Consider the following 22,433-nt stretch of genomic DNA (forward strand, 5'->3'; position numbering starts at 1 on the left):
ATGAAAAAAAGCCTTCGACCTTTAATAGGTATCACAGGCGGAATGGGATCCGGCAAATCAATCATTTGTCGGATTTTTGCTTGTCTAGGCATTCCTATTTTTGAGGCCGACAAGGTGGCCCACCAATTGGTTAATAGTGATCCATCCATCCAACAAAAAATTATTGGCATTTTTGGTAAGGAAAGCTTTAATGAACATGGTAATTATAACAAAGACTTTATTCGTGGTCAAGTTAAAAGCAACCCTGATTTATTGTCGGCTTTAAATCACATCATTCACCCTGCTGTTCGTAAATCCTTACAGCAATGGGCTCTCATACCCAGTTCTGCGCCTTTCAAACTATATGAGGCAGCCCTTTTGACGAATAAAAACAAACCAACCTATATTTCACAATTAATAGCCGTTGATTGCCCTTTAGATGAACGCATTGAACGACTACAAAAACGAAACCATTTAACCTTTGAAGACAATATGAAACTGTTACAAAACCAACCTAGTCAGGAACAATACAATCAAGGTGTAGATTTAATTATCAAGAATGGCAAAAATGACCGCGTATGGCCACAAGTAGAGGCCATTTTCAAGCGCTTATCCATCATCTTGATTACCCTCTTACTTTTCAGTCATACAAGTATGGGACAAATTAAGGCCATGACTTTCAATATTCGCATGGATACTAAATCTGATGGGATAAATCAGTGGTCCAATCGTAAAGATCACTGTGCTGAATTAGTTAAATATCATCAAGCTGATATTATTGGTATGCAGGAAGCATTTATTCATCAGATCAAAGATTTTGCGGAAAGATTACCTGGCTTTGCTTGGTTTGGACGAGGACGTGACGACGGGAAAGAAGAAGGTGAATTTTCTCCCTTATTTTACAATACCAAGAAGTTTAAAGTTTTAGAGCAAAAAACATTCTGGTTATCAGATTCTTGTGATAAAGTAGGTTTTGGATGGGATGCCGCCTGCAGACGTATAGTTACTTGGGGACATTTTCAAGACTTGAAAACAAAAAAGAAATTCTATGTATTCAATACTCACTTTGACCATTTGGGTAAAATTGCTCGTAGAGAAAGCGCTAAATTAGTGTTAGCCAAAATCAAAGAAATCGCCAAAAACAACCCTGTCATTTTATTTGGGGATTTCAATGCCAAGCCAGATGATGAACCTATTCAAATCTTAGTTGATCCTAATAATCCAGATAGATTAACCAATTCAGAAAGTATCAGTAAGCTAGGACATTATGGACCAAAGAATTCGTTCAATGCGTTCAAAGAAGAAAGAGAGAACAGCCAAATCGATTATATTTTCGTGAAAAATGGAGTTAGTTGTGAGCAACATGCCACCCATTCTGAGACTTGGTCGAATCGATATCCTACAGACCATTTCCCAGTAAGCGCCACCCTCCGAATCCCTTAAATCGATTTGGGTTTTATGGCCTCAAATTGTAACTTGCAGTATGGAAAATTTTATTGTTTCTGCGCGAAAATACCGTCCTACCCAGTTTGATTCTGTGGTGGGTCAGAGCCATATTACCACCACGTTGAAGAATGCCATTAAGTCTAATCACTTAGCACAAGCATTCCTATTTTGTGGTCCTAGAGGGGTGGGTAAAACCACCTGTGCTCGTATTTTAGCCAAAACCATTAACTGTGAGAACCAAAGTCCAGAAGGTGAAGCCTGCGGAACTTGTTCTTCCTGCCAATCTTTCCAAGAAAATACCTCGCTGACTATACATGAACTTGATGCGGCATCCAATAACTCTGTAGATGATATCCGCAGCCTGATCGATCAAGTTCGTTACCCGCCTCAAAATGGACGTTATAAGGTTTACATCATTGATGAGGTTCACATGCTTTCTGCACAGGCATTCAATGCCTTTTTGAAAACATTGGAAGAACCTCCCTCCTATGCCATTTTTATCTTGGCTACTACGGAAAAGCACAAAATCTTACCTACCATTTTATCGCGATGCCAAATATTTGATTTCAATCGTATCAAATGGCAGGATATGGCCATGCATTTGGCTTCCATTGCTGAAAAGGAACATATTTCAGCTGAACCTGCTGCTTTGGAATTAATTTCCATCAAAGCAGATGGCGGTTTGCGTGATGCCTTGTCGATGTTTGATTTAAATGTCACCTTTTCAACAGATAATACCTTACGTCATAAAGCCGTTTTAGAAAATTTACATATCCTAGATAGCGACTATTATTTCAGCTTAACGGATCATTTATTAGAACAGAACCACACAGAAGTCCTTCTCTTAATTGAGGAAATCATGCGAAAGGGTTTTGATGGCATGCAGTTCATTTCAGGCTTAATGGAACACTTACGCTTATTGCTGTATGCCAAAGATCCCAAGACCTTAGCACTAATGGAAATGAGTGAAGAAACCAAGGCTAAGTTTAAAAAACAGGCGGAATTAACTAGTACTTCATTTTTACTCTCCTCTATGAATATATGTGCACAGTGTGAAGTAAATTATAAAAGTGCCAAAAATCCAAGATTGCATTTGGACTTGAGTTTACTAAAAATCAACTATTTAAACTCAGTATTCAAGCCTAACCAAACACCTGTGGTGGAGGACGGCGCTGGAAAAAAGCTTGAGGCTTCGGCCAATCCCAACCTTGAAAAAAGTGTTACACCATCACTAAATACTCCCTTAAAACCAGAAGTACTGGTTCTGGAAGTTCCAACTCCCCTGAAAGAAATCAAGGAGGAAAAAACGGAGCTACCTGAAAATATCCAAGCTAGTCCTGTACCGAACCGACCAAGCATTCAATCTTCCGGATTGCGAAGTGCTAAAAAATTAGTTGAAACCAAACAAGCGGAACAAAAGGAAGCTACCTTATTGACAGGAAGTGCCACGGGAGCAGAGAATAAAACTTTTACTTTAGAAGATATTAGTAAAGAATGGTTCCGAATTGCTAAGGCTTATGAAGCCAATCAAGACATCAATAAATTTGTCATGATGAATCGACCAATCGAGCTAGTGGGTACAGTTTTACATCTAAAAGTAGAAAACGAATTACAAATCCAGCAGTTTAATGAAGCCATTCGGATGGAAGTATTAAACCAACTCCGCTCTTCGCTGCATAATTTTGATATTGACATCGAACTCGATATCCTAGTTCAAGAAAAAAGTGATAAAAAGGTATTGTACACCCAATCAGATAAGTACGAATTCCTTTCCGAGAAGCATCCTATTTTAGTAGAAATGAAACAAAGGATGGGATTGGACTATGAATTTTAAAAATCGATGGATATATGAAGTTGACCTCCTAGACCTACTTCTACTATTTTCTTCAAGGTCGACAATCGAACTTCTTTCACATCATTTTCAATTTTAGAAATATATGATTTCGTAGTCCCTACTTTCAAAGCTAATTCTTCTTGGGTTAATCCCTGATTTTTTCGAGCTTCATGAAGCAAGAAGCCTAATTTGAAATGCTGATATCCTGACTCAAATTGATCCCTCGAATTGTTATCCGAATTACCATAGTTAGATTCAATAAATTGATCTAAACTAACAAATTCACTGTTTTTCGTTTTCATATATTATTCATTCAATATTGCTCTCTCTTTAAAGTGAGCTTTCAGCAAATGAAAGAAAATAGTATATCAATTCATCTCATAGATTTAATACGAATAATAATTATCAAGAAACTGATAATTTAAACATCGAAAAATATATGGTAATCACTTAAGCATATCTCGCAAAGTCAACATCGTCTTCCAATTTCGTGTGGTAGCTGACACCTTCAGCTTATTCTCTAAGAAATTATTGCTCAATTTGGCGTTTCCATAACCTTTTGGAACATATAAATATACTGCCCGATCAATGAGTTGATAGGTTTCTTCTTGAAAGGCAAAACTTGCTAATTTTTCCACGTTTTCAGGCAATGGCTCCTTCGCCAATAAACTCACATACAATTTAGCTTCATCCAGATTATCCCGCGTTACAAAGGGATTATTGGCAATAATTAGATTCCAATGAGGCACACTATAGACCTGAACGTCTACCTCAAACCCAAATCTTTCAAGAATAGACGAATGGATTTTTTCAACCATTTCATTCTCCATTAAATCCTTACTTTGAAACAAAACATTCCCACTTTGGATATAGGTCTGAACTGCGTCAAATCCTACTGATTCAAACATGGCTTTCAACTCCACCATCTTGATCATCTTCTGACCAGATACATTAATTCCTCTCAACAAAGCGATGTATGTAGCCATTACAATTGAATTAAATATCCCTCAAAAAATTAAATAATATTGCTAATTTGACCCTCAATTAATACTTACCCAAAGTAACCACTAAAAAATATGAAAAGTAAATTCAACTGCCCGAATTGCCACAAAGCCCAAAATTTAAAATATCTATTCCTTGTTCATAAATCCTTAAAATGGAAATGCCCACATTGTAAAATTGAAATTACACCCAAAAAAACATCTCCTATTCTAAGTGTTTTGATAGCAATCAGCTTTTATGTTACCTGCTTTATTCCTTTAATAATTTTGAAATGGAATATTGTCAATTCAATTCTTTTAGGTGTGATTAGCGGGCTTTTTACTTATTTCATAACGCTAGTGTTCTATTTTTTCACCAAGGAAATCGAATAATTTAAAAATTATCGTAATAGGTGAAGTCTTGTACAATCTTGCCATTTTCAATGCGGAAAATAACAACTATGGGCAATTCAAATTTCTTTTGATCGGCTCCAGTGCCTGTGGAAACAAACTCCACCGTCACGTGCTTTTCTCCAGATGGATAGATACTAAGCACTTGATCATGTACATCTGGAAACTGCTGTTGCAAACCAGTATACTCCTGCACAAACTGGGCTTTCGTCTTTTTAATTACCTTCATCCCTGAAGTCGGATCTTTAAACGCAGCCGTGTCCGCATACATCTCCGACAAAGCCTTCCAATCATGCTGATTAAATAATGTAAAATACTTTTCAATGAGCGCCCTATTCTTTTCCTCAATATTGGATGATGAACTTTGGCATGACACAAAAAACAAACTAAATACAAGAAGTGCAGATATCTGTTTCATCGTTTATTAATTATATAGAACGTAAATAATTTGCCAAAGCTTCTACCTCACATGCCCGTTTCCCACTAGCACCCACTTTTCTGTCACCAATTTCTCCAATGCAAATGGCCCTCGAGCATGCAATTTTTGTGTTGAAATACCAATCTCTGCTCCCAATTCAAAAACTCCCCCATCGGTAAATCGAGTAGAGGCATTCCAATAAACTGCGGCGGCATCAATGGCCTGCAAAAAATAATTGGCCTCTGCCTCATCTTCAGTTATAATAGCTTCCGAATGGCGTGAGGAATAATTGGATATATGTAAAATCGCTTCTTCTGTACTATCAACCACTTTAATGGAACAAGCAAAATCTAAAAACTCACGACCAAAATCTTCTTCGCTAGCCTCATATAAGTAAGGGTAGGCTTGTGCCTTTAACAAAGCATAAGAGCGAGGATCAGCATGAATCTTAACATGGTATTGAATAAAACCATCTTGAATCAAACTCAAAAAACGTGATAATTTACTCGCATGAATGACAATGGTATCCAAAGAATTACAAACAGATGGTCGAGTGACTTTGGCATTGACTACGACAGGCACTGCTTTTGCCAAATCTGCCGTTTCAGCCACGTAAGTATGGCAAACCCCTGCACCTGTCTCAATAGTTGGTACCAATGATTCTCTTCGTACTCGTTGAATTAATGCATCAGAACCTCTAGGAATGATTACATCGATGTATTTAGTAGCCGTTAGCAAGGTGCTAACATGTGCTCTGTCGGTAGGCAAAAGGCGAACTAACTCCTTTGAAAATCCATTTTTTTCTAGCGCCTGATGAATCAAAGACACCAAATAAGAATTACTATACCAAGCATCTGTTCCACCTCTCAAAACGGCTGCATTCCCCGAACGAATACAAAGAGCCGCCACATCAATGGTGACGTTGGGTCTAGATTCATATATAACTCCCACTAAACCCAAAGGCACTGCTAGCTTCCGTAAATGTAAACCATTCTTCAGCTGTTTCTCTAAAATAACCTGTCCAGAAGGATCTGGCAATAACATGATATCCCGTAAACTATCAGCCAACGATTGAATGCGCTCTTCCGTTAACAATAAACGATCACGCATGGGATTATTAGCATCATAATTTGCCAAATCTTGAGCATTCGCTTGAATAACCCCTAATTTGTTTTCTTCCAAAATAGTTGCCAAATCTGATAAAATGGCATTTTTTTGATCACTACTTGCCATCGCCAAAGAAATGGCAGCATGTCTTGTTGCAGCTAAAGAAGCTAATAGTTCACTCGTATTTTCCATGAATTAATGTAGGCTAAAAATCGTAACCAAATGACAAATAGGTTACTGGTGCTTTAATTTCTTTATTATCCATACCAAAGGCATAATCCAACTTAATGAAATAGCCTAATAAATAAGCCCTTGCTCCTAAGCCATAACCTACTAGGAATGGATTCCTAAAATCAGTTACTGTGGCTAAGAATGGATTGGTATTACCTCCGTAAGTATTCGTATTGAATCCATTGGTTCTGGCAAATGGATTGGAACCCGTCCAGGCGCTTCCTATATCTGTGAATCCCGCAAATTGGAAAGAATTCATGAATCTAGATTTTGAAAAATCTGGACCCATCAATGATTTCAATGGAACACGCAATTCTAAATTCAACAAAATATGACTTTGTCCAGACAATTTATTCACATTAAAGCCGCGCAAAGGGCTCGCCACATCACTCATAAATACATCTCTTTGAGCAATACCCGCCGTTCCCATAGGGTTTTCCTTATTCCTACTTTCTCTTTGAATAAATAACCAATTATCTACCCCACCTAACATCGTTTGGGGTGCAGCAGAACCTAGTGCATTAGAAGCAGATAGACGTGCTGCCAAAATAAAACTATTCGTCAACTTCAAGTATCGACGCATATCTATTCGGATTCGACTAAAATTCTGGGGTAATGCTAAACCTGTTTGGTATTCCGCAGAAAGGTTCATCCGAAATCCTGTTCTTAGATTTTCATCCAAATGTACCGTGTTGTCAAATGTATATTCCAATTTAGCTCCGGCATAGGTAGCTAAGTTTTCGGGAGTCGTTAGACTAAATTGATCTATTGCCCGATTGGAACTGAAAGATCCTGTAAAACTTAGTTTACTAAAAAGGTTAAATGGATAGACACCTTTCACCTCAATGCGATTGTAACGAACTTTCTGTGAAAAGCTTTCATTTTCTTGATCCAGGACCTTCCTGTCAAATCGAACAAACCAATCCACTTTATTGGCTAAATAGCCGTATTCCGCCCACAAATCAGCATTACGTAAATTAGAAGTCACAAAAATTCCCGTTCTCACCAAATGATTCTCCAAAAGATCATTCATCTTAACTTCGAAAGAATATCCCAATCCCCGAATGGGATCCACCATGAAATTTCCTTCTGATTTATTAACAACAAAAGAGTTTTGATAATCCACTGGCCCCAATAATTTACCTGGATCTTTTCTTAATCGCTGGCTTTGTTGCCTTAATTCTATCCTAGCTCTCCGTTGATCAGCCCGACGCATTAAGGGTTTGTCTACGCTGTCTTTAGTCCCCTGAATACTAAGATCTATTTGTGGAGTTTCAGTAATTTGAGGATACCATCGACTCTGTCCTGCGCTAAGTACGGAGCCCACGGGATATGTGCTGATCATTTGCGTCAGCATATCATTTTGCCGAACCACAATCTGATCTTTAGCCCACTCAACTGATCTCCATGGACCTGAGCGCGCTGCATTTTGATAGAAAGTAGTATCTGCCCAACGTAAACTAATCAAATTCGTTCCTGAAGTTTCTTCACTCAGAAAAGTCCAAACAGAATCTGATACTTGCCGTAGATTGTGGATGTATCCACGGTGAGCAAAAATACGGTTCGGATTAGAAGGGTCATCCGCTTTCCAATGATACAATGAATATATATCTTCTTTAGATGTTGTTGGCTTCCAAGTTGAATCCACATACTTTTCCGTGATATAGGCTACATCATTCCCATTATTCCACCAATGAGCCTCTATCTCGTCATTCGCATCTTGGGTCACTGCGGTATACCGATTTCTTCTTAAATCATAAATACCCACATCCACTTGTCCATTTCTAAGAGCCCTTACCAGCATGCGCTGACCATTTGAGGCAATCTCAAAATCCAAGCAATTCAAATCAATCAATTTCTTTTTGGATTCAACGCGTAGGCTAAATTTATTAGCTGTCAAAGCCGAGTACGTTTGCAAATAGGAATTACCTTCAGCACTATAAAGAATGGATAATGCATTGGATTTACCCCATGATAAAAGTGGACCTCGGTCCGTTGAAATTCTTTCTGAATCTTTCAGACCTGTTTGGAAAATACTTTGAGACCTTTGATTACTTAAATTCATCAAATTCACTTGAAATTTTCCCGATTCACCTAAAACATAGGCTAACCATTTTCCATCTGGGCTGATTTTAAAATCTCCTAAAATTTGATCATTCAGCATATCCACTGATGTCAAATTTTTTAATCCATTTAAGGCTACGGTATTGACTTCCTCTTGCTTGGATTGGTTCAAATAGTACTCAAACCATTCTCTTAAAAACTTACTAAATGGTTTTTTGATTGTACTTGATATACTTGATTGTTCATTTCGAATGATACGAGTCAAATTCAAAATGTTACTAACTGGTTGCTTCCCATAAGTTTTAACCAAATAAGCCCAAATAGAATGTCCTAACCAAATCGACTCTTTACCTTGTGCTAAATTAGGTTTACGCACACGGTTATTAACGACAACCTGATACATGAATTGATTCATTTCAGGCGAATCACCTTCAGCCATATAGGCGGCAATACCTTCGGAAAACCACTCAGGTACTGATAATAACAAGGAATTTTGAAGTGCATCTTTAATACTTCCTCCAAAAAGCATATCATTTACATACACTTTGGTGACCTCTCTCACTAGTTCCTTTTTGTATTCCGAAGTATTATTTTGAAATGCGATTTCAACTTTAAATTTGGCAAAATTTTCCGCCTTTGCCTCTTCGGCATTATCCAAACTTATTCCCGTATTGGATTGTATCCAATCTTGATGAGAGGGATAAACAAAGAGTTTGATTTTATTGAATGGACTATAACCTAAGATATCGGTGATTCGTGGAAATTCAGCTTCTAGAATTTGGATAGTACTTCTGGCTAAAGCTTCGTTTTTACCAAAATAATACACCTCAAAGTTTTGACTAGTGAAGAACTTCCAAACAAATTTCTGGTATTGGATTCGGGTTTTATCGAATTTCTTTTGACTAGGATAGAAATCTTGCCCGTGTAGCATGAAGGAAAAAAGCAGCAAAAACAATAGCAATATTCTTTTCATCCAGTTTTCTGATTAATAGGCAATTTCAATAAAACCAAATTTAATGATTTATGTGGAAAATAAATGGTAAAATCGACGAATTGATGCTTCGGAATTTATCTGCCCCTCACCTTTCCATTCAGCTAGCCATTGTTGAGCAAAATAGGGACTTAAAGAAACTCCTTTAGAACCAAAACCATTAAATATAGCTAAAGGTAAATGAGGATGAAATCCCACCAAAGGCCTACGATCTTGGGTGGCTGGTCTAACTCCAGCAGACATTTCTATTTCCTGATATTCATTTATTCCAAATGTTTTCAGCTTAGCTCTTAAATCAAGCTGTGCTGAAGTACTTGCTTGATTTGAAAAATCATCCCACCGATAAGTGGCTCCTACTTTAAATTCATGATTTCCTAGTGGTAAGAGAAAACCATTTTTATTCAAAATATAATCAGAAGAAGGTTCTTGAGATCTGATTTTCATCAACTCCCCTTTGGCGGGTAAAAAATTCAAATGACCAAAGAAGGGATTATGTTGTTGTGCGTGATAGCCTTCACAAAAAACAACACATGCATATGCCTGACCTTGAAAATGAACCTCATCATCGAAAATCGCTAAATCTCTAGACGGATTAATGGCTATTTCCTTGATTAATTTTTTCGATTGAAAATAGCGTTTAGAATATGTTAATAAACTTTCAACATCCAACCAACCTGCTTTTTCTACCCATACACCTTTATCTTCCCAGCAAAGGTATTCATTGTGAATAGCCTCCTTTCTTTCTAATAACCATCTTTTCATTTCCTCATTGGCATAAGGTCGAAACAAAGGCATAGGATGAAAAAATGAACAATCTAATGTTTTTTCTAAGGAAGCATAAAATGGAAAAAGATAGCCAAATAACTCCTCGACTAACCAAGTTTTCTCGAGTTTTCGACCAGTAACAGGATTGAATATTCCTCCTGCAGCATAGGATGAAGTAAAAAAAGTCTTAGGGGCATCGACCATAAGAAATGGCTCAGAAGCTTGATCTAAGGTATGAGCCAATATGGTTCCAGCCAGGCCTTGACCAACCAGTAAAATAGGAAGTGAATGCTTACTTTCCAGCATGCTGAACGCGTCGAACTTGTTCTAAGACAAAAGCTACTTGTTCGTCCATGGATTTATAAGATGTATCTAAATCAATGGCATCTTCGGCACGCTTAAGTGGCCCTTCACTTCGATTGGAATCAATTTCGTCCCGAATTTTTAAATTTTCCACAATTTGCTCAATAGGTAAATCCTCCCCTTTTTGCATTAACTCCAACTTTCTTCTTTGAGCTCGAATTTTAGGGTCTGCCGTCATGAAAATTTTCACTTCTGCGTTAGGAAATACCACAGTGCCTACATCTCTACCGTCCATAACAACTCCCTTCTTTTTACCCATTTTCTGCTGTTGAGCCACCATTGCATGGCGTACTGTTGGAATGGCACTTACCTGACTTACTATATCAGAAATGTACATTTTACGGATTTCATTCTCTACATTTTCTCCATTCAAATAGGTATCTGAGGCTAGACGTTCTGGATTAAATTCAAAAGTAATGTGTACTTCCTCTAAGGCTTTTTCAATAGCATTTAAATCATTACAATCCACTTGATTACGATGAAAATAGAGTGCTACTGCTCGATACATAGCCCCTGTATCTACAAAAGCATAATGCAATTTAGCCGCAACGCGTTTGGCTGTAGTACTTTTTCCACAAGAAGAAAAGCCGTCAAGGGCAACGATAATTTTAGACATGAACGGAGTTAATAAACTTTATAATAGCCAAATGTACTAATTCTGGAGATTCATAAGCTGCTTGATGTCCTACATTTGGGATTCGAACCAATTGATGAATGAAAGAAAGTTCCACCGCTTTTTCTACATCTTCCAATGGAACTAAGGCATCTAGATCACCATGTATAAATAAAAAAGGAATCTGGGTTGATGTCAAAAACTCCAATCCAGCTGGTCGGTCGCGCATAGCTTTTGAGGCTGCCACTAAACCTGAGGCTGGAATATGTTGATATCGTTCGATTAATTTTCTGATGATTGATGAATGCTGTTCAACAAAATCCTTTGAAAACAAATTGGGAACAAAAGGCCCAATAAAGGCTTCTGTTCCCAATTTTTGTAAAAACTCCATGGTTTTATTCCGGTTCAATTTCTTCTCCTCTGAATCAGCCATGGCAGTTGAATTCAACATCACCACGGATTTCACTTGTTCCGGAAATTCCTTGGCCAAGGCCAAAGCAACATAACCTCCCATCGAATGCCCAATAAGGTACCAAGCTTGGTCCTTGGGTAATTCTAAGGCAATTTTCTGAGCATATTCCGACATATCGAGGCAATCCTCCCAGCCTGCATAATTAGGTGCAATTACTGGATATGGCCAAGTATATGTGGGTATGAAATCATCCCAAACACGGTGATCTTCACCAAATCCGTGTAAACAGACGATGATTCCAGACATATTAAAACGTATGCAAAAGACCTAAGAGTACAAATATCAAACCAATGAATGCAGAAACTGCCCCAATGGCTCCCAATCCAAAAATGGAAAGAATGATACCAATAATCAATAATATAACTCCAATTTTCACTTTGGAATCCCAAGATGAAGGACTAGATGCTTGCTTTTGTTTCTTAGCTTGTGCTTTATATTCCTTAATCTGGGTTTTAAGCTGAGCTTTGAATGCTTTTTTATGTTGAATCAACTCTTTTTTCTCCATGTGTTTCATGGATTTCACTTCTTGATTCAAAGCTGTTAACTCGGTAATTAGCTTAGCCTCTTCAGGTGTATTTGCTTGAACAGGTAAGATTTCTTCCGAAAGCTCATTCGATTGACTAACCAATAATTGGGGTTCTTCTGCTTTTACTGGGCTAACAGTTGCCTTAGTAGTAGGCTGTGCTTGCTGATAAACAGCAAAATAAGCTCCTTTATGTGAACAAGAAGCAATGAATAAAGTTAATGCGAGAACGATTAGATTGTTTTTCATAATTAAATTAGGCTACAACTTTCATTTGATGGAACACTGTTTTTTCGAATTTCAATTTAGCATATGCCAAGTCCACTTCAAAATTTGAAATGTTTGTTTGAGAAGGAATATCAAACATGGCATCTGTCATGATGGCTTCCATAATGGATCTCAAACCACGCGCACCCAATTTGTATTGCATCGCTTGTTCTACCATGTAAGTTAAAGCTTCTTCTGTAAACGTCAGCTTTACCCCTTCCATGTCAAACAATTTTTCATATTGCTTAACAAGCGCATTTTTAGGTTTAGTCAAAATAGCTAATAAGGCTGCTTGATCTAATGGGTTAAGGTAGGTAATCACTGGCAGACGACCTAACAATTCAGGTATTAAGCCAAATGATTTCAAATCTTGAGCCGTCACGTATTTCATGATTTGATCCTTTTCAAACGATTCGTGAAAAGTATCATCTCCAGAAAATCCAATTGGACGAGCATTTAACCGTTTAGAGATATGTCGACCGATACCGTCAAATGCCCCACCACAAATGAACAGGATATTCTCTGTATTTACGGCAATCATTTTTTGATCTGGGTGTTTTCTACCACCTTGAGGCGGCACATTGACGATGGAGCCTTCTAATAATTTCAATAAGGCTTGCTGCACTCCTTCACCTGATACATCACGAGTAATGGATGGGTTATCAGATTTACGTGCAATCTTATCGATCTCATCAATGAAAACAATACCACATTCTGCCTTAGCTACATCGTAATTAGCAGCCTGCAAAAGACGAGTCAAAATAGTTTCCACGTCTTCGCCTACATAACCAGCTTCCGTAATAACGGTGGCATCTGCAATGCAAAAGGGTACTTGAAGTTTCTGAGCTAGCGTTCGCGCCAAATAGGTTTTACCCGTTCCGGTTTCACCTACCATCAAGATGTTTGATTTCTCAATTTTCACATCCTCTTCATTGCTTGGCTGCATCAAACGCTTATAATGGTTGTACACTGCCACCGAGAGATGCCTTTTAGCTTCTTCTTGCCCAATGACATATAAGTCTAAATGCTCCTTTAAGTCTTTGGGTTTAACTAACTCAAACTGCTGTTTGGAATTCTTTTTATTAACTACTGGAGCTCCTAATTCTTCTTTAATAACTTCATAGCCTTGTTGCAAGCATTGGTCGCATATTTGTCCATCGATTCCCGATAACAAAATACCGACCTCTGCTTTGTTGCGGCCACAAAATGAACAATTATTATTCTTTTTGGGATTTGCCATCCTTACACATTACGAGTTAAAATTTCATCAATCAAACCATACTCTTTGGCTTCAGCCGCCTTCATCCAATAATCACGATCAGAATCACGCTCAATTTCTTCAAAGGTTTTTCCAGAATGCTTGGCCAAGATATCGTATAATTCCTGACGAATTTTAACGATTTCACGAGCCGTAATTTCGATATCGCGACTTTGTCCTTGAGCTCCACCTGAAGGTTGGTGAATCATCACGCGGGCATGTTCTAATGCAGAACGTTTACCTGCAGCTCCTCCAGCCAATAATACAGCTCCCATGGAAGCTGCTAAAGATGTACAAACAGTAGCTACTTCAGGACGGATATAATTCATTGTATCATAGATACCTAAACCCGCGTATACGGATCCACCTGGACTATTGATATACATCACAATGTCTTTTTTGGCATCGGTGGATTCCATAAATAACAATTGGGCCACAATGATGTTGGCCATATAATCGTCCACAGGCACGCCCATGAATATGATGCGATCCATAATCAAACGTGAAAACACGTCAATTTGAGCAAAACGCATCGGACGCTCTTCAATGATGTATTGGGTCATGTCGTCAATACGATGATTCACTTGGCTACCCATTTGATTCATGTATTGATCAACGGCTAAACCGTTTAAGCCTTTATGGTGTACCGCATATTTGCGAAACTCGTCTCCTGATAATTCCTTGGGATACATAATTTTTAGTTTAAGATTCAAATTTAAAATAAATGTCGGATTAATTGCGAGCAATTAGCTGGTAAACCAAATTTTGAAATGCTTAGTTCACACAAAACCCCGTAAAAACGGGGTTTTGAAAATTCCAACAAATAACCTTCACTACAAGGCCGCAGCGATTTCTTTGAATTTATCCACATCAATTTTAGAAACTTTGTGTGGGATTTTCTCAACGATTACAGTAGACACCTTATCTGCAAAAGCTTGATTGTACAAATTCATGAAATTATCAGACTTCGATTTATCACTTAAATAACCCATGGCTATTTTCTCAATCATCTCTTCAATACCAGGTTGGTCAGCTGATAAGTAACCGCCAAATTGTTGACGCACCATATATTTCGCTTTTTCTACTACCTCAGCATATTCCACTTTTACTTCAAATTTCTCAGCAATTTCGTTTTTGATTAGGTTCCAACGGATATCCTTTTTCACATTATCAAAATCTTGATCAATTTGCTCTGGAGTAAATTTACCTTCATTGATACGTACTAACCAATTACGTAAAAATGCTTCTGGCAAATCAATTTTCACTTGATCTAACAAGGCTTTTTCAGCATCGATACGCAACAAATAATTAGCTTCGCGCTTGTAGTTATCTTGAACAATCTCAATTAATTGCTCACGGAAACTTGCTTCGTCAGTAGCTTTGCCTGCTCCTAATACTTTATCAAAAAATGCTTGATCCAAATTGGCAGGAACTGAACGAGTGATATCTTCAACCACGTAAGAAACCTCACCTGTTAAATCACCCACTTCTTCTTCTTTCTTGCCAGTGGCTAAAGCCAACGATTTAGCATCATTGAATACTTTATCAATAGCAAACTTCAAGGTATCTCCTACCTTAGCACCAATGAAAATCTTTTTCGATTTATCATTGATAGAATGCAATGGAATGGCTGATTTCTCTACCCACTCACCTTGAGTAAAAGTACCGAATACTAAATCACGATCTTCTACCGATTCTGGATGAGTCTGCTCGCCAAATTGCTTTTTCAAGTTCTCAATCGTTTCTTCGATCTCTTTTTTATCGGCTTTGATTTCGTAAGAATTAACGGTTTTGATTTTATCTAAATCAACCGAGAACTCTCCGTGGAAACCTAAATCGTAATGGAAAGTAAATTCTGTATCTTTTTCCCAGTCGATAGCATCTGCCTCTTCTACTGCAGGCATTGGCTCGCCAACTAAGTTTAATTTATTTTCTTTGATATAATCACTTACTGCATGACCTAATAAATGATTGATTTCTTCCACTAAAATGGATTGTCCTGCCAATTTCTTGATTAATGGCATTGGCACCATACCTGGGCGAAAACCTTTGATGCTCGCCTTTTTACGGTAATCTTTTAATTTAGTTTCTACTTTTTCTTGGTAATCAGCAGCTGAAACGACAACAGTCAAACGACCTTCTAAATCATTTGAATGGTTGAGCGAAATATTCATATGGAAGTATTTAAATTTTTTAATTAAAAAAAGCCCCCAATACCTTATGGTCTTGAGGGCTTGCCGATGGTACGGGCGGAGGGACTCGAACCCCCATGCCTCGCGGCGCCAGATCCTAAGTCTGGTATGTCTACCAATTCCACCACGCCCGCTTGCATTTGGAGGTGCAAAGGTAATTAGCAAATTTAAGTATTCCAAAACACTTGGAAAATTTATATTTGCCATCGCTTTTTCGTCTCATGAATTGAAAAAGAAATCGCAAATTTTAACAGCTTTTAAGATTAAATGCGATAATTGTAAGCTTTTCTGAGCTATTTTTAGAAATTCAATTCAACCATGAAACAAGAAACAACGCACCATCACACCAATTGGAAAGTTTGGTATCTATTGCTTGGCCTATTCGTGGTATTCATCGTTCTATTTTTTGTGATTTTTAGCGCCATATTCCAATAAACATGCATCAATTAGACTGGATAGTACTACTATTAACCATCGGCGGAATTGTGCTCTATGGAAGTTGGAAAGGCCGAGAAGCTAAGCATTCATTAAAGGGCTTCCTTTTGGCAGATCGTGAGCTACCTTGGTATCACATTTTATTATCGGTCATGGCCACACAGGCCTCTGCCATTACTTTTTTATCGGTACCAGGACAAGCCTATACGGATGGCATGCGTTTTGTTCAATTTTATTTGGGTCTACCCATTGCCATGATTGTGCTATCTGTCACCTTCATTCCTCAATATTATCAATTAAAGATTTTTACGGCTTACCAGTTTCTAGAAGAGCGATTTGATTCAAAAACACGAATTTTAACTAGTTTTTTATTCTTAATTCCTCGGGCCTTATCAACCGGAGTCACCATTGCAGCTCCATCCATTATCTTATCCACTTTATTAGGGTGGGATTTAACTTGGACCAATTGCATCACTGCAGCAGTAGTAACTTTCTATTGTATATTCGGAGGTTCCAAAACCATTTCCTACACCCAATTATTGCAAATGGGTGTAGTTTTAGCCGGCATGGTCATTGCTGCCATTTACATCATTCAAGCATTACCCCAAGAAATAGGCATGAAGGAATCCTTACAGCTTGCTGGTAAAATGGGGAAAATCAATTTAATCGATTGGAAATTTGACATCAATAATCGGTATACCATTTGGTCAGGTATCATTGGTGGATTCTTTTTACAGCTCTCCTATTTTGGCACTGACCAAAGTCAAGTAGGTCGATATCTAACTGGACATACAGCGAATGAAAGTAAGAAAGGTCTATTATTGAATGGTTTTCTAAAAATCCCCATGCAATTTTTCATCCTATTGGTCGGTATTTTAGTTTTTGTTTTTTACCAATTCAATCAGGCACCCATATTTTTCAATAAAAGTACAGAGCTAAGTTGGAGTACCGCCAAGGGGCATGAGGCCATTGATCAAGAAAACAAACAGATTTTCATTCAAAAAAAGCAGACGGAAACTGCTTTAATACAGGCTATTTCTCAAGAAGAATCAGCCAAGATTCCAGCTTTGAAATCGAAGATCATGGATTTGCATGATCAACAAGCTAAAGTCAAGGAAAAAGCTGTTGAATTATTGAAATCACAAGGTAGCAAAGCTGAAAGTCAAGATACCAATTATATCTTCCTTCGTTTTATTGTCGATCATTTACCCATTGGATTAGTGGGCTTTTTAATCGCCATGATCTTGTTAGCTTCCATGGGTTCCATGGCCTCAGCTTTTGGCTCATTGACTTCCACGGTCATGGTGGATATATACCAAAGATTCATCAACCAACATGCCAGCAATGAACATTATTGGTGGTCATCCAAATTAGTTACTTTGGCTTGGGGAATTTTCTGCTTGATTGTGGCACAATTTTCTGTCAATATGGGCAGCTTAATCGAAGTAGTGAACATCTTAGGTTCCTGGTTTTATGGAACCATCTTGGGGGTATTCTTATGTGCCTTCTACTTACCTAAAACACAAGGGTCTCATGTTTTTTGGGCGGCAATAATAGCGGAAGCATTTGTAATATATGCTTGGAAAATAGACCTAATGGCTTTCTTGTGGCTAAACGTGCTAGGTTGTGTCATGGTTGTTGCTTTAGCTTTTATCTTCCAAAGCATTGGTCAACTAACTAAGGCAAAACCTTAATGTCGAACTTCACTGGAATGACCGGCTTTTCGTCATAAGATTTGGCATTAAAGATGGAATCTACAACAGCCATTCCTTTTGTTACTTTACCAAATACCACGTATTTCTTATAAAATCTTGCTGCTTGTTCGGTATCAGTAACTATAAAAAACTCGCTGGGAGAGGATGCTTGTTCTGGGTTTCCTTCGTCATAACGAGCCATGGCAAGACTTCCCCGTACAGGCTTTAATTCGTCGATATATTCTGCGGGAACCAAATAATTCAATCGATCACGATACTCTCCTCCTCCTTGAATTCCTGTCACATAAACGATTCGATAAAAATATCGATCTTCGAAATAACCCATTTTTACTAAACGGATAAAATTCAGTCGGTGCAAGGGAGTCCGAGGGTCTAGTTCCATTTCAAAATCCCCAAGTCGAGTAGTGACAAGTACCTTATTTTCAGTCCATTGATCCGCTCCTTTTTGCAAAGATTCTTTTACGTGAACGGGATCTAAATTCCAATTGGATTGACAAGAAAACAGACAAAAGGCAAAAAATAAAATAAGTATACGCATAAAAAAAAGGGGGCCTAAAAGCCCCCTAATTTAATTTAAATATCTGGTTTATGCAGAATGGTTAACTTTCTTTCCGAAGAAGTATAATCCAACAAACGCTACGATTAAGATAGCAGGGAAAATCAACATATTAGAAAGAGTAGCTTGTCCAGCAGCCAAATCAGCTGCATCACCAGCTAAACCAGTTGCTTCTGCTGCCACTTTGTTTTCTTGAATCCAAGCTCCAATGATAGGTTGGAACATAGAAGAAGAGAACATACCGATACCACCCAAGATTGATAATCCAAGCGCACCAGTTTGAGGCATTGTCTCACTTACATATCCTAACATGTTTGGCCAGAAGTAGCAAATACCTAAGGCAAAAAATACAGCTGCTACGTATAACATAGAACCGTCCATAGTAGACATCATGTATAAACCAATAACACCAAAGATGGCAGAACCTAAAAGTACACCAACTGTATTTAATTTATGGATGATTGGACCTGCGAAATAACGACCAACCGCCATTAAACCTGTTACAAGAGCTAAAATCAACATAGGACTAGCACCAGCTTTAGCTAAGATTGGACCAACCCATTGCTGAGGACCAAATTCAGAAATTGCTGTTAAAGCCATACATGCTGCCATGAATAAGTATAATGGATTCAACATAGCTTTGAAACTATCCAAAGCATTCTCAGCACCTGCACGAGGTTTAGGGAAAGCTTGGCCGTAGAATAACACAGCATAAATAGCAGTAGGGATCAAAATAACCCAAATTTGCGCTTGCCAAGGCATAGACGCATCCGTCATAAATTTAGAAATCAATGAACCAATCACGATACCACCTGGGAACCACATGTGAAAACGATTCAATTTGCTGTTAAAGTCCAATCCTGAATAAGAATCAGCAATCATTGGATTACAAGCTGCTTCTGTACATCCGTTACCTAAACCAATCAATAAAGTTGAAATCAACAAAGTATCATAACCCGTGGCATAAATAGTTAATAAAATACCAATGGTGTGGGCGATCAAGGCAATTTGCATGATCAATTTTGGTCCAATGGCTGAATAGAAAACCCCACCAAGAATCATGGATATCGGGAAACCTAAGAACCACATTTGGTTGATATGTCCTAATTGGACAGTATCTAAGCTTAATTCTGCTCCTAACTGCGTTAGAATACCTGCTCTAATGCTAAAAGAGAAGGCCGTCGTGATAAGCGCAAAACAGCTAGCATAAAATAGACGATTTGCATTAATGGTTTGACTCATAGTTGTTTAGATTTAGTTAAAGGGTGAAACAACGTTTTTTCTTGAAAAATTAAAAATTAACATTAGAAAAATCATGTCAAAAAAACGAAAAGATTTTCAAAGTTTCCTATTAAATTGAAAATATTTTTAATATTTCATTAATTCTACAGCGCTTTTAGCTCAAATTAGTATATTTAGAGTCAATTTTTTAAAAAAATCTAAATCAATATAGATATGATTCAGGGAGGATCTTCCACACAGGCTAAAAACCGTCAAGGCAGAAAAATCCGTATGGGGATGATTGGTGGTAGTTTAGAAGCATTTATTGGTGCTGTTCATCGTCGTGGTTCTCAATTAGATGGAGAAATAGAATTAGTATGTGGTGCATTTAGCTCGAGTGCTGAAAAATCCAAAGCAACGGGTGCTGCATTATATTTAGAACCTAGTCGTGTATATGGATCATACGAAGAAATGATTCTGAAGGAAAAAGCATTACCTGAAGGGGAGCGCATGGATTTTGTATCCATCGTTACGCCAAATCACTTGCATTTTCCTGCGGCCAAAATGGCTTTAGAAAATGGATTTCATGTGGTTTGTGATAAGCCGGCTACTTTAAATTTGGAAGAGGCAAAGGAATTAAAGAAAATCATTGAGGCTTCGGGGTTAATTTTTGCTTTAACGCATAATTATACGGGTTATCCTATGATTAAAGAAGCGAAACATTTAGTTGATTCAGGTGAATTAGGCGAAATCAGAAAAGTGATCGTGGAATATCCACAAGGTTGGTTAATTGATTTGGTAGAAGCCACTGGTCAAAAGCAAGCGGCATGGAGAACCGATCCGACTCGTTGTGGAGCCGCTGGGGCCATTGGTGACATTGGAACCCATGCTGAAAATTTAGCTGAATACATCACAGGTTTACATATTGAAGAATTATGTGCTGACTTAACCATTTTTGTAGATGGTCGTCAATTGGATGATGATGGCAATATCTTAATCCACTATAACAACGGAGCTAGGGGCGTTTTGCATTGCAGTCAAATATGTAATGGAGAAGAAAACGACTTAAACATTCGAGTGTATGGTTCAAAAGCCGGAATTGTTTGGCATCAAATGGATCCAAATACGTTAATCATTAAATCCAGAAATGGAGGTAGTAGGACAATACGTACCAATGTAGGAAGTCTTTCTGCTCAAGCACAAGCTCACACGCGTCAACCAGCAGGACATCCAGAAGGATACGTTGAGACCTTCGCTAATATATATCGCAATTTCGCTTTTGCTCTTCGTGCACGTTGGGAGGGAAAAGAGCAAGATCCTTTGTACGATTTCCCAGGAATTGATGAAGGAATAAAAGGGATGGCATTCATTGAAAATGTGGTTAGATCATCCAGAGACAATACAAATAAGTGGACCAAATTTGAAATTTAATATAGAATAACATGACAAAAATTAAAGTTGGAATCGTAGGAACAGGCTTTATTGGACCTGCTCATATTGAGGCATTAAGACGATTACCGAATGTGGAGGTAGCTGCACTTTGTGAGGTTACCATTGAATTAGCAGAAGCTAAGGCCAAACAATTGGGGATTCCTCGTTGGTATACATTTGATGAATTAATGAAACAAGATGACATCGAATGCGTACACATTTGTACTCCTAACTTCTTACACTACTCTCAGTCGAAAGCTGCCTTATTAGCTGGCAAACATGTGGTTTGTGAAAAACCATTGGCTAAAGACTTGCATGAAGCAGAAGAATTAGTGGAATTAGCTGCTAAGTCAGGTAAAGTGAATGCGGTTCACTTCAATTTACGTTACTATCCTTTGGTACGTCAAATGAAAACCATGCGTGAAAAAGGAGATTTGGGAGATGTATATTCTATCATTGGTTCATATTTACAAGATTGGTTGTTTTATGAAACAGATTATAACTGGCGTTTAGAACCAGATAAATCAGGTGATTCACGTGCCATTGCTGATATTGGTTCGCACTTAATGGATATCATTGAATACATCACAGGTTTAAAAACGGTAGAAGTGATGGCCGATTTCAATACGGTACACCCTACACGTAAGAAGCCATTGAAAGCCATTGAGACATATTCGGGCAAAATGCTTCAACCAGAAGATTATGCGGATGTAAATATTACAACGGAAGATCATGCCAGCGTGTTATTACGTTTTGATAATGGCAACCGTGGATCTATTACGGTATCTCAAGTATCTGCAGGACGTAAAAACCAATTGAAATTAGAGATTTCAGGATCTAAGAAAACTTTTGCTTGGAATTCAGAAGCTCCTAACGAAGTTTGGTTAGGAAATAGAGATCAAGCGAACCAAGTATTGATGCGTGATCCATCATTAGCCTATCCTGAAGCTTCAGCCATCATGACTTTCCCTGGAGGACATAATGAAGGTTTCCCAGATACTTCGAAGCAATTATTCAAGGAAGTTTATGCGGCAATTGAGCAAGGCAAGCAACCAGAAAAGCCAAGCTATCCAACCTTTGCTGATGGATACCGTGAATTATTGATTTGTGAAAAAATTCTTGAAAGTACCCGCAAACAAGCGTGGGTTAAAATTTAATTAC

Annotated in this window: 19 protein-coding genes and 1 tRNA gene; 5 read left to right on the plus strand and 15 right to left on the minus strand. The window is 38.0% G+C overall.

Going from position 1 to position 22,433, the window contains the following annotated elements:
- Entirely contained in the window at positions 1–1,422 is a 1,422-nt protein-coding gene (gene coaE, locus EWU22_RS11360; RefSeq protein WP_130925650.1) for a dephospho-CoA kinase, read from the plus strand.
- Between the two features lie 40 nt (positions 1,423–1,462).
- Positions 1,463–3,259, plus strand: a complete 1,797-nt coding sequence (locus EWU22_RS11365; RefSeq protein ID WP_130925651.1) for a DNA polymerase III subunit gamma/tau — start codon at positions 1,463–1,465, stop codon at positions 3,257–3,259.
- On the opposite strand, the gene EWU22_RS11370 is transcribed toward EWU22_RS11365, so the two are convergent.
- The 13 genes from EWU22_RS11370 to EWU22_RS11430 form a co-directional block, all read right to left on the minus strand.
- Positions 3,256–3,561: a helix-turn-helix domain-containing protein gene (locus tag EWU22_RS11370; protein WP_109323435.1), complete on the minus strand. Its 306-nt coding sequence runs from the start codon at positions 3,559–3,561 to the stop codon at positions 3,256–3,258. The genes EWU22_RS11365 and EWU22_RS11370 overlap by 4 nt on opposite strands.
- Before the next feature lie 144 nt (positions 3,562–3,705).
- Complete coding sequence (locus tag EWU22_RS11375; RefSeq protein ID WP_130925652.1) at positions 3,706–4,245, minus strand: DUF1697 domain-containing protein; 540 nt, start codon at positions 4,243–4,245, stop codon at positions 3,706–3,708.
- 388 nt (positions 4,246–4,633) lie between these two features.
- Positions 4,634–5,068 (minus strand): nuclear transport factor 2 family protein, encoded by a 435-nt coding sequence (locus tag EWU22_RS11380; RefSeq protein ID WP_130925653.1) that lies wholly within the window; start codon positions 5,066–5,068, stop codon positions 4,634–4,636.
- Between the two features lie 42 nt (positions 5,069–5,110).
- Positions 5,111–6,367, minus strand: coding sequence for a glutamate-5-semialdehyde dehydrogenase (locus EWU22_RS11385; RefSeq protein ID WP_130925654.1), 1,257 nt, complete (start codon positions 6,365–6,367; stop codon positions 5,111–5,113).
- A 13-nt stretch (positions 6,368–6,380) separates the two neighbouring features.
- Complete coding sequence (locus EWU22_RS11390) at positions 6,381–9,443, minus strand: BamA/TamA family outer membrane protein (RefSeq protein ID WP_130925655.1); 3,063 nt, start codon at positions 9,441–9,443, stop codon at positions 6,381–6,383.
- Between the two features lie 48 nt (positions 9,444–9,491).
- Positions 9,492–10,532 (minus strand): NAD(P)/FAD-dependent oxidoreductase, encoded by a 1,041-nt coding sequence (locus EWU22_RS11395; RefSeq protein WP_130925656.1) that lies wholly within the window; start codon positions 10,530–10,532, stop codon positions 9,492–9,494.
- A complete protein-coding gene (gene cmk, locus EWU22_RS11400) occupies positions 10,519–11,205 on the minus strand; it encodes a (d)CMP kinase (RefSeq protein WP_130925657.1) in 687 nt (228 codons plus the stop codon). The genes EWU22_RS11395 and cmk overlap by 14 nt, the downstream gene beginning before the upstream one ends.
- Positions 11,198–11,920, minus strand: coding sequence for an alpha/beta fold hydrolase (locus EWU22_RS11405; protein ID WP_130925658.1), 723 nt, complete (start codon positions 11,918–11,920; stop codon positions 11,198–11,200). The genes cmk and EWU22_RS11405 overlap by 8 nt, the downstream gene beginning before the upstream one ends.
- Before the next feature lies 1 nt (position 11,921).
- A complete protein-coding gene (locus tag EWU22_RS11410; protein ID WP_130925659.1) occupies positions 11,922–12,446 on the minus strand; it encodes a hypothetical protein in 525 nt (174 codons plus the stop codon).
- A gap of 7 nt (positions 12,447–12,453) precedes the next feature.
- Positions 12,454–13,704: an ATP-dependent Clp protease ATP-binding subunit ClpX gene (clpX, locus tag EWU22_RS11415; protein WP_130925660.1), complete on the minus strand. Its 1,251-nt coding sequence runs from the start codon at positions 13,702–13,704 to the stop codon at positions 12,454–12,456.
- A 2-nt stretch (positions 13,705–13,706) separates the two neighbouring features.
- Positions 13,707–14,414 carry a ClpP family protease gene (locus tag EWU22_RS11420; protein ID WP_109323446.1) on the minus strand — a complete coding sequence of 236 codons (708 nt, stop codon included), beginning with the start codon at positions 14,412–14,414 and terminating at the stop codon, positions 13,707–13,709.
- A 141-nt stretch (positions 14,415–14,555) separates the two neighbouring features.
- Positions 14,556–15,896, minus strand: coding sequence for a trigger factor (locus EWU22_RS11425; protein ID WP_130925661.1), 1,341 nt, complete (start codon positions 15,894–15,896; stop codon positions 14,556–14,558).
- A gap of 67 nt (positions 15,897–15,963) precedes the next feature.
- Positions 15,964–16,048, minus strand: a tRNA-Leu gene (locus EWU22_RS11430).
- A gap of 303 nt (positions 16,049–16,351) precedes the next feature.
- Between EWU22_RS11430 and EWU22_RS11435 the strand changes: the two genes are divergently transcribed.
- Positions 16,352–18,043, plus strand: a complete 1,692-nt coding sequence (locus EWU22_RS11435; protein WP_109323448.1) for a sodium:solute symporter — start codon at positions 16,352–16,354, stop codon at positions 18,041–18,043.
- Here the strand turns inward: EWU22_RS11435 and EWU22_RS11440 are convergent.
- Positions 18,027–18,602: a peptidylprolyl isomerase gene (locus EWU22_RS11440; RefSeq protein ID WP_109323449.1), complete on the minus strand. Its 576-nt coding sequence runs from the start codon at positions 18,600–18,602 to the stop codon at positions 18,027–18,029. The genes EWU22_RS11435 and EWU22_RS11440 overlap by 17 nt on opposite strands.
- Before the next feature lie 48 nt (positions 18,603–18,650).
- Positions 18,651–19,862 (minus strand): MFS transporter, encoded by a 1,212-nt coding sequence (locus tag EWU22_RS11445; protein ID WP_109323450.1) that lies wholly within the window; start codon positions 19,860–19,862, stop codon positions 18,651–18,653.
- Positions 19,863–20,132: 270 nt separating this feature from the next.
- Between EWU22_RS11445 and EWU22_RS11450 the strand changes: the two genes are divergently transcribed.
- Both EWU22_RS11450 and EWU22_RS11455 read left to right on the plus strand, forming a co-directional pair.
- Positions 20,133–21,272, plus strand: coding sequence for a Gfo/Idh/MocA family protein (locus EWU22_RS11450; protein WP_130925892.1), 1,140 nt, complete (start codon positions 20,133–20,135; stop codon positions 21,270–21,272).
- 11 nt (positions 21,273–21,283) lie between these two features.
- Entirely contained in the window at positions 21,284–22,429 is a 1,146-nt protein-coding gene (locus EWU22_RS11455; RefSeq protein WP_130925662.1) for a Gfo/Idh/MocA family protein, read from the plus strand.
- Positions 22,430–22,433: the final 4 nt, after the last annotated feature.

It is taken from the genome of Aquirufa nivalisilvae, assembly GCF_004307455.1.
In the GTDB taxonomy this organism is placed as follows: Bacteria; Bacteroidota; Bacteroidia; order Cytophagales; family Spirosomataceae; genus Aquirufa; species Aquirufa nivalisilvae.